This window comes from Sphingorhabdus sp., assembly GCF_044338195.1.
GTDB lineage: Bacteria > Pseudomonadota > Alphaproteobacteria > Sphingomonadales > Sphingomonadaceae > Sphingorhabdus_B.
This window is the reverse complement of the sequence record NZ_JBIIMC010000003.1, coordinates 128457-137798: the sequence shown is the minus strand read 5'-3', so window position 1 is coordinate 137798 and position 9342 is coordinate 128457. Positions and strand designations below refer to the sequence as shown.

General features: G+C 55.1%; 10 protein-coding genes. 5 read left to right on the top strand and 5 right to left on the bottom strand.

What is annotated here, in order from left to right:
* The 4 genes from carA (at position 1) to ACIQZK_RS01970 (ending at position 5856) form a co-directional block, all read left to right on the top strand.
* Entirely contained in the window at positions 1–1158 is a 1158-nt protein-coding gene (carA, locus tag ACIQZK_RS01985; protein ID WP_397574673.1) for a glutamine-hydrolyzing carbamoyl-phosphate synthase small subunit, read from the top strand.
* A gap of 104 nt (positions 1159–1262) precedes the next feature.
* Positions 1263–4583, top strand: coding sequence for a carbamoyl-phosphate synthase large subunit (gene carB, locus ACIQZK_RS01980; RefSeq protein ID WP_397574672.1), 3321 nt, complete (start codon positions 1263–1265; stop codon positions 4581–4583).
* 97 nt (positions 4584–4680) lie between these two features.
* The gene (greA, locus tag ACIQZK_RS01975; protein ID WP_324476720.1) at positions 4681–5157 is read left to right on the top strand and encodes a transcription elongation factor GreA; all 477 of its coding nucleotides are present in this window, start codon (positions 4681–4683) and stop codon (positions 5155–5157) included.
* Between the two features lie 36 nt (positions 5158–5193).
* The gene (locus ACIQZK_RS01970) at positions 5194–5856 is read left to right on the top strand and encodes a rhomboid family intramembrane serine protease (RefSeq protein WP_397574671.1); all 663 of its coding nucleotides are present in this window, start codon (positions 5194–5196) and stop codon (positions 5854–5856) included.
* A gap of 48 nt (positions 5857–5904) precedes the next feature.
* Here the strand turns inward: ACIQZK_RS01970 and ACIQZK_RS01965 are convergent, their stop codons facing one another.
* Genes ACIQZK_RS01965 through ACIQZK_RS01945 form a run of 5 tightly spaced genes read right to left on the bottom strand, consistent with a single transcriptional unit; the run spans position 5905 to position 7834 of the window.
* On the bottom strand, positions 5905–6123 hold the full coding sequence (locus tag ACIQZK_RS01965; RefSeq protein WP_397574670.1) for a DUF4170 domain-containing protein: 219 nt from the start codon (positions 6121–6123) through the stop codon (positions 5905–5907).
* A gap of 12 nt (positions 6124–6135) precedes the next feature.
* Complete coding sequence (locus ACIQZK_RS01960) at positions 6136–6498, bottom strand: hypothetical protein (protein WP_397574669.1); 363 nt, start codon at positions 6496–6498, stop codon at positions 6136–6138.
* A gap of 14 nt (positions 6499–6512) precedes the next feature.
* Positions 6513–6848, bottom strand: a complete 336-nt coding sequence (locus ACIQZK_RS01955) for a hypothetical protein (protein ID WP_397574668.1) — start codon at positions 6846–6848, stop codon at positions 6513–6515.
* Positions 6829–7227 (bottom strand): phage holin family protein, encoded by a 399-nt coding sequence (locus ACIQZK_RS01950; RefSeq protein ID WP_397574667.1) that lies wholly within the window; start codon positions 7225–7227, stop codon positions 6829–6831. The genes ACIQZK_RS01955 and ACIQZK_RS01950 overlap by 20 nt, the downstream gene beginning before the upstream one ends.
* Positions 7228–7282: 55 nt before the next feature.
* A complete protein-coding gene (locus ACIQZK_RS01945; RefSeq protein ID WP_397574666.1) occupies positions 7283–7834 on the bottom strand; it encodes a hypothetical protein in 552 nt (183 codons plus the stop codon).
* A gap of 200 nt (positions 7835–8034) precedes the next feature.
* Here ACIQZK_RS01945 and eno point away from each other — a divergent pair, with 200 nt between their 5' ends.
* Positions 8035–9309 carry a phosphopyruvate hydratase gene (gene eno / locus ACIQZK_RS01940; RefSeq protein WP_397574665.1) on the top strand — a complete coding sequence of 425 codons (1275 nt, stop codon included), beginning with the start codon at positions 8035–8037 and terminating at the stop codon, positions 9307–9309.
* Positions 9310–9342: the final 33 nt, after the last annotated feature.

Here is a 9342-nt window from a genome sequence, read left to right as displayed (position 1 = left end):
ATGGCCGACCCCATTTCTTCGCGCGCGCCTTCTGGAGCGACGGGGGTATTGGTTTTGGCGTCCGGGGAAGTCATCTGGGGCAAGGGCTTTGGCGCAGAAGGCCAAGCCGTTGGCGAAGTGTGCTTCAACACCGCGATGACAGGCTATCAAGAAGTGATGACCGACCCGTCTTATGCCGGGCAAATCATCAACTTCACCTTCCCGCATATTGGCAATGTCGGCACAAATCCCGAAGACGTCGAGGCGCTGAACCCGCATGCCCTTGGCGCGATTGTGCGTCAGGATGTGACAGACCCATCCAATTTCCGCAGCACGCAGCATTTTGATGCATGGATGAAAGCCAATGGCCGTATCGGCATTTCGGGTGTGGATACCCGCGCGCTGACCCGGCTCATCCGTGTTGCCGGCGCGCCAAACGCCGTGATTGCACATTCGGCGACCGGCGATTTTGACGTGCCAGCATTGTTGGCACGCGCAAAGGCGTGGGCCGGATTGGAAGGCATGGACCTCGCCAAGGATGTGACGACGTTGCAGACTTATGGTTGGGATCAGGGGCTTTGGAAGCTGGGTTCGGGCTATGCCGAACCTGCCAAGGGCAGCAAAAAAGTCGTCGCCATCGATTATGGCATAAAGCACAATATCCTGCGCAATCTGGTCGATGTCGGTTGCGACGTCACGATCGTCAGCGCGACCGCAACGTTCGAAGAAATCATGGCCCATGCGCCCGACGGTCTGTTCCTGTCCAACGGTCCCGGCGACCCCGCCGCGACTGGCGTATATGCAGTGCCGGTTATCAAGCAGTGGTTGGAAACTAAAAAGCCGTTGTTCGGCATCTGCCTTGGGCATCAAATGCTTGGCCTCGCGGTCGGCGCGACAACCGAGAAGATGCATCAGGGCCACCGCGGCGCGAACCATCCCGTCAAGCGCCTGAGCGACGGCGCGGTTGAAATTACCAGTATGAACCATGGCTTTGCCGTGGATGCAGATACCTTGCCCGCCAATGCCAAGGCGACGCATGTCAGCCTGTTCGACGGCAGCAATTGCGGTTTCGAGCTCGCCGACCAACCCGCATTTTCGGTGCAATATCACCCAGAAGCCTCACCCGGCCCGCAGGACAGCCATTATCTGTTCGAGAAATTCGCGGGGATGATGGGGTGAATAGCCTAATGCCGGCCCTCTGTTCTTTGTGCTGCGCACTGACCTCCTCTACACTCCGTCGTATTCATCAAAGTGCGGCTGGAGCCTTTGGAAATATGAATTAAATGCCCAAACGTACTGACATAAAATCGATCCTCATCATTGGCGCTGGCCCCATCATCATCGGGCAGGCGTGCGAGTTTGATTATTCGGGGACGCAGGCGTGCAAGGCGTTGCGCGAAGAGGGCTATCGCATCATCCTCGTCAATTCGAACCCGGCGACGATCATGACTGATCCGGATATGGCCGACGCGACCTATGTCGAGCCGATTACGCCCGAAATCGTTGCCAAGATTATCGAGAAAGAGCGCCCCGACGCGGTGTTGCCAACTATGGGTGGGCAGACGGCTTTGAACGTCGCGTTGGCTTTGTTCAACGACGGCACGCTGGCGAAATATGGCGTTGAGATGATCGGTGCAGATGCCGAAGCCATCGACAAGGCCGAAGACCGGATCAAGTTCCGCGACGCGATGACCAAAATCGGTCTGGAATCCGCGCGTTCGGGCATTGCACATTCGATGGAAGAAGCGCTTGAGGTGCTTGAACGCACGGGCCTGCCATCGATCATTCGCCCCAGCTTCACCATGGGCGGCACCGGCGGCGGTATTGCGTATAACCGCGACGAATTTATCAAGATTGTCACTGGCGGTTTGGATGCATCGCCGACGACCGAAGTGTTGATTGAAGAATCGCTGCTCGGTTGGAAAGAATATGAGATGGAAGTGGTGCGCGACCGCGCCGACAATGCCATCATCATCTGCTCGATTGAAAATATCGACCCGATGGGCGTGCATACTGGCGACTCCATCACTGTCGCGCCAGCGCTGACGCTGACCGACAAAGAATATCAGATCATGCGCAACGCGAGCATCGCGTGTTTGCGTGAAATCGGCGTAGAAACAGGTGGTTCGAACGTACAGTTCGCAGTCAATCCGAAGGATGGCCGCCTGATCGTGATTGAAATGAACCCGCGCGTATCGCGTTCATCGGCGCTTGCATCGAAAGCCACGGGCTTCCCGATTGCGAAGGTCGCGGCGAAGCTGGCGGTCGGTTTCACGCTCGATGAAATCACAAACGACATTACCGGCGCAACGCCAGCGTCGTTTGAACCGACGATCGATTATGTCGTCACCAAAATCCCGCGCTTTGCCTTTGAAAAGTTCAAGGGCGCTGAGCCATTGTTGCACACGGCGATGAAGTCTGTGGGCGAAGTGATGGCGATTGGCCGCAACATCCACGAAAGCCTGCAAAAGGCGCTTCGTGGATTGGAAACCGGACTGTCGGGCTTCAATTATGTCGACGCGCTGAAGGGTGCATCGAAAGATCAGCTTTCTGCCGAATTGAGCCGTGCAACGCCCGACCGGCTGTTGGTCGCGGCGCAAGCGCTGCGTGAGGGCATGAGCGTTGCCGAAATTCACGCGATTGCGAAGTTCGATCCGTGGTTCCTTGAACGGCTAGAAGAAATTATTGCGGCCGAAAATGACGTCAAGACGAATGGTTTGCCCAATAGTGCCGAGGCGCTTCGCCGTCTGAAAGCCATGGGCTTTTCGGACAAGCGGCTTGCCTATTTGGCGCTGGAATCGGTCAATATCCGCCCAGGTATGGAAACGGCTGTCCGCCGTGGCTCGGGCATTGCGATGCAGGCCGCGCGCGCGATTGCTGGTGCGGTGACCGAAGATGAAGTGCGCGCATTGCGCCACAAATTGGGCGTGCGTCCCGTGTTCAAACGCATCGATACCTGCGCAGCCGAGTTCGAAGCCAAAACGCCGTATATGTATTCGACTTATGAAGCGCCAAGCTTTGGCACGCCCGAATGCGAAAGCCAGCCCACGGGTCGTGAGAAGGTTGTTATCCTAGGCGGTGGTCCGAACCGGATCGGGCAGGGGATTGAGTTCGATTATTGCTGTGTTCACGCGTGCTTCGCATTGGCGGATGCGGGCTATGAAACCATCATGGTCAACTGCAATCCGGAAACCGTGTCGACCGATTATGACACCAGCGACCGTTTATATTTCGAACCACTGACAGCAGAAGACGTGCTTGAAATCCTACATGTTGAACAGCAGAACGGCACGTTAAAGGGCGTCATCGTCCAGTTCGGTGGGCAGACCCCGTTGAACCTAGCAAAGGCGCTTGAAGCGGCAGGCATCCCGATTTTGGGCACGTCACCTGACGCCATCGATCTGGCGGAAGACCGCGAACGCTTTGCCGCGCTTATCAACAAGCTGAAGCTCAAGCAGCCCGAAAACGGTATTGCGCGCAGCCGTGACGAAGCCATTAAGGTTGCCGAGAATATTGGCTACCCTGTGCTGATGCGGCCGTCCTACGTCCTTGGCGGGCGTGCGATGGAGATCGTCGATACGCAGGCGCAGCTGGAAAATTACATCCAAACGGCCGTTATCGTCTCGGGCGACTCGCCCGTGTTGATCGACAGCTATTTGCGGGACGCCATTGAGGTCGACGTTGATGCCTTGTGCGATGGCGACGAAGTCGTTGTTGCCGGCATATTGCAGCATATTGAGGAAGCCGGCGTGCACAGCGGCGATTCCGCGTGCACCATCCCGCCCTACAGCCTGCCCGACAACATCATCGCAGAGATCCGCCGCCAGACGGAATTGCTTGCGGTCAACCTGCATGTCCGTGGCCTGATGAACATCCAGTTCGCGGTCAAGGATGGCGAGGTTTACCTGATTGAGGTCAATCCACGTGCCAGCCGGACCGTGCCTTTCGTCGCAAAGGCCATCGGCGCACCCATCGCCAAGATCGCCGCGCGCGTCATGGCGGGGGAAAAGCTGAAGGACTTGCCGCCCATCAACCTCGACATCGATTATATCGCGGTGAAAGAAGCGGTATTCCCGTTTGATCGCTTCCCCGGCGTTGACCCCGTGCTGTCGCCTGAAATGAAATCAACGGGCGAAGTCATGGGTATCGATCGCGATTTTGCGACGGCATTTGCCAAAAGCCAAATCGGCGCGCGGATGCCGCCACCGATGGGCGGGAAGCTGTTCGTTTCGGTCAAAGACACAGACAAGCCGGTTATCGTTCCTGCCGTCAAACAGGCGATTGCATGCGGCTTTACCGTATGCGCAACGGACGGCACGGCAAATTATCTGCTGGAGCAAGGGATAGAGGTCGAGCGCGTGAACAAGGTCGCGCAGGGCCGTCCGCATATCGTCGACAAGATTAAAGATGGCGAAATCCACCTGATCTTCAACACGACCGAAGGTTGGCAGAGCCTGAAAGACAGCGAAGAAATCCGCCGTTCCGCGTTGGTTGGCAAGGTTTCGCAATATACAACAGCTGCAGGAAGCATCGCGGTTGCACAGGCGATTGCGGCGCTGCAGCAACGGCAACTTGAAGTTCGGCCACTTCAAGACTATTATTAACACGAGCAGTATCGTTCCCCGACAATTGAACTGCATATCGGATTGATGGTTATCATTTCTCCGGTCGGGATGTTTTTGTGACGAAGGGTTTTGCCTGATGGCGAGTTTTGAGAAATATCCGATGTTGGCTGAAGGCTATGAAAAGCTGACAACCGACCTGAAACGCCTTCGTGATGAGCGGCCATTGATTGTGGAAGCAATTGAGGAAGCGCGTGCGCACGGCGATCTGTCGGAAAATGCCGAATATCACGCTGCCAAGGAACGTCAGGGTCAGGTTGAAGCTGCGATTTCAGAAATCGAGGACAAAATTGGCCGCGCGCAAATTATCGATCCAACGACTTTGTCGGGCGACAAGATTGTTTTCGGCGCAACGGTGACGTTGTTGGACGAAGACGACAAGCCTGTGCGTTACCAGCTGGTGGGTGAAACCGAAGCCGATGCGAAAGCGGGCCGTATTTCTTACAATTCGCCACTGGGTCGCGCGCTTATCGGGCGTGTCGCCGACGATGAAGTCGAAGTGACGGTACCATCGGGTGACAAATTCTATCTCGTATCCAAAATCGAGTTCATCTGAACATGCGTTTCGTCATGAAGCGCCGTAATATTTGAGATGCAGTTTCCCCGCGGACCTGTCACCAACGCGCTGGTCATCATCAATCTGGCAATAGCTGCCATTTTGTTGGTGCCGTCCTTGTGGCAATATGCTGTCGTTGCCGGCGGGCTTTTCCCGGCCCGTTTAAGCGGTGATAGTTCTGCGTTTGCGGACATAGCATTTCTCGTGCCGGCGTTGCTTACACCGCTTACGGCCGCATTCCTGCATGGCGGGATCGCGCATGTCATCATGAACATGCTGATGCTTTTGCTGATCGGCAAAATGGTTGAGCGCGTTTTGGGCGGCGGTCTCTTCTTGGCGCTGTATATTGTGTCCGCTTATGTCGCTGCGGCTACTGAATGGCTCGCCGCATATCTGCAATTGCCGATGTCACTGGACATGATGGCGCCTGCCATCGGTGCAAGCGGCGCGATATCGGGTGTCATTGGCGCTTATCTATTGCTGTTTCCGAACAAGCAGCCAAAGCGGTGGGGGCCGATTCCTGCAGCGGTCGCGCGTCCGCTCCATCTGACCTTGGCATGGATTGGCCTGAACCTTGCGATGGGCTTTGTTGGACCGGGATTAGGCATCGGTATCGCCATTTGGTCGCATATAGGCGGTTTTATGATGGGATTAGCTCTGGCACGGCCATTGCTGCAGTGGCGTTATCGTAACGCCTGAGGCTTTGACGTCACCCTGATAGGTTCAGGGTAACGTCCAATGCGGTATTTACGCGCCCGGTTGCAGCAACTTGTGCAAATGAACGACGACATATTTCATTTCGGCATCGTCAACCGTGCGTTGGGCGGCGGCCCGCCATGCTTCTTCTGCACTGGCATAGTCCGGAAACATGCCAACAATGTCCAGATTTTCTAAATCCGTAAACTTTAACGTCTGGGGGTTTTCCACTCGTCCACCAAAGACGAGATGCAATTTTGTATCGGTCACGCTGTTATCCAATTATTTTTCTTTGGCAGCATCCGTTGCCGCCTGACTCGCGGCCTTTACAGCGACAGCGGCTTTGCTGACAAGGTCCCTAAATTGCAAACGCAACGCGTCGCCGTTCAGGCCAAGGCTTTCGACCTGATCCTTACCGGCGGATTTCGCAGCTTCAGCCATTTTGCGGGCCTTTTTGTTCAGCTTTTTACCGGCCTTGCCCAAAACTTTCGTTTCGCGTTCCGTACGTGGCAAAAGCGCGCCGACGATTGCGCCGATTGCGATGCCGCCCAAAACGATGGCTAACGGATTTTTGTCAATGCCATCGCTTGTTGTGTTTTTCGCGCTGTCAGCTGCGGTTTTGATGCTGTCGCCAATCTTGCTCATGTTTCGTTCCTATATCAATCGCCAACGGGCGTGTTTGTTTTACTCTTTCGCAGGCTTGAAATCCAACGCGAAATCGGACGACGGGCGGCCACCAATAACGTTGCTGCGCCGACTATGCCGATAAGCGGTGCTTTGTTCTTCACGACTTGGACGGTCTCACCAGCAGCCTTTTTTGCTTGCGATTTTTTTAACGCGACCAGCTTGCGGATCTGGTTGCGGGGGTTGAGAATATCCTGAGCAACATCGACGCTGCCCTTAAGTTTACGCCGAAGATTACGCCGTTCTGCATCCGACAATATGACGCTTTCGCGGTCTGAGATGACCGGGTCCTTAGGTGAGATCGTCGACATTCGTTTCTATTTCCGGAAAGTAAACTTTCCTCATCCATTTTCGTGCCAGCGATCCAAAAATGACCGCAACGACGATAAACGTGAAAGTGACAACCAACGTGGCCCCAAGCGGCCCAATTAATGGGGCCAAAGTCAGCACCAGCCCCAACACAAAGGCTATTGACGCGCCGATAAGCGCGAACGCCGCAATCGCGCCATAGAGGAACGCCGATCGGAACACGTGGCGCGTGTAATCAAGACGGGACCGGTAATAGTGCATTTCTGCCGTCACCAGCGCGCGCAGGTCTTCCATCACCAACGAAACCTGTTCGCTTGCGGTTGGTTCTTCCGGTTTCGGGCTATCCTCCACCAATTCGTCCTGACGCTGATCCATAATCATTGGTTTCACTTATCGGTCAAAAGCGGCCTTTTGCAAAGCCGCTAATGCTGTCTCATTAGGCGTCTTTGCCGCCAGAGCGAATGAGGCGTGCGAGCACAAAGCCAATGGCTGCCGCAGCGCCAACCGCAACTGCCGGGCTTTTGCGAACAAACTGGCGGGCATCATCGGCCAAGGCGTCGACATCTTTTGCGTCCATCTTGCCAGCGAAGCCTTCAACCATGTCTGCTGCGCTACGGGCGTAATCGCCATATTGCTTGCCGACATTGTCATCGATGGTCGCAGCGCTGTCACGGATAAGCTTGCCGATGCTGCCGACGGCTTCCGTTGCCCGGTCCTTGCCTTTTTCAGCCGCCGCGCGAGCGCTGTCCGTCGCTTTGGCTTTGAAATCATTCATTTCTGATTTGACCTTTGATGTAACACCGTCGGTTTTGCCTTTAGCCGGCTGCGCCTTTGCCATCGCTTTTGGTGCGGACCTCGACGCAGCGGGTTTCGCGGCCTTGGTGGCGGCTGGCTTGACTGCTGCTGTCTTCGCAGCCGCTGGCTTGGCGGTTGCTTTTTTCGCGGGCGCTGGTTTCGCTGCCGCCTTTGGCTTTTCAGTTTCGGCCATGGGAATATGCTCCTATCGGTTAAGTGCGGGCACTTAGAAGGGCGCCGCTATATCTTATATTTGTACGCGCGGTGCCTTAGTCAACTATAGCACCATAAAATTACATTTAAAATCCATATGTCTTAGCGTCGTTGCCAAATCATCAACACAACGATAGACGCGCTGACATTGTTCCCATCACGATTTTACTGGAGCTTTCCATGACTGCGATCCTCGACATACATGCCCGCCAGATTTTGGATAGCCGGGGCAACCCGACAGTCGAAGTTGATGTGTTGTTGGAAGACGGCAGCTTTGGCCGCGCAGCTGTTCCATCGGGTGCTTCTACAGGCGCATATGAAGCCGTAGAAAAACGCGATGGCGACATGTCCAAATATATGGGCAAGGGCGTATTGCAGGCGATCGAAGCGGTTAATGGACCGATTTATGAAGCGCTGCTGGAGCTCGACGCAGAAGATCAGGAAAATGTCGATGCCGTGATGATCGACTTGGATGGAACCGACAACAAGTCGAACCTTGGTGCCAATGCTATATTGGGCGTTAGCTTGGCGGTCGCAAAGGCTGCTGCGGATGCGCGTGGGTTGCCTTTATATCGCTATGTTGGCGGCGTGAACGCGCATGTCCTGCCGGTCCCGATGATGAATATAATCAACGGCGGTGAGCATGCCGATAACCCCATCGATTTTCAGGAATTCATGGTCATGCCCGTTGGAGCTGGGTCAATTTCAGAAGCCGTTCGCTGGGGCTCTGAAATATTTCACACGCTCAAAAAAGGCCTGCATGAAAAGGGGCTGGCGACTTCGGTCGGTGATGAAGGCGGGTTCGCGCCAAATCTGGCATCGACGCGTGACGCGCTTGATTTCATCATGACGTCAATCGACAAGGCCGGGTTTAAAGCCGGTGAAGACGTTGTGCTCGCCCTGGATTGCGCCGCGACCGAATTTTTCCGCAACGGTAAATATGAAATTTCGGGCGAAGGTCTTTCGCTTTCTCCGCACGAAATGGCGGATTACCTCGCTGCGCTTTGCAAGGACTATCCTATTCGTTCGATTGAAGATGGCATGAGCGAAGACGATTTTAAAGGTTGGAAAGCCATTACCGACAAGATCGGCCACGAGGTCCAGTTGGTTGGTGACGACTTGTTCGTTACCAACCCAGAGCGTCTTGCCATGGGTATCGGCAAAGGTCTTGCCAACTCTTTGTTGGTGAAGGTCAACCAGATTGGCACGCTGACGGAAACGCTAGCTGCTGTGTCGATGGCGCACCGTGCTTCGTACACTGCCGTCATGTCACATCGTTCAGGCGAGACGGAAGATGCAACCATCGCCGATTTGGCAGTGGCAACAAATTGCGGTCAGATTAAAACCGGAAGCCTTGCAAGGTCCGACCGGTTGGCGAAGTACAACCAGCTCATTCGCATTGAAGAGGAACTGGGTGCATCGGCGCAATATGCAGGGCAGGGTATTTTCCGCTGACCCCTCCTTTCTTGCCATTTTTGCGAAAATATG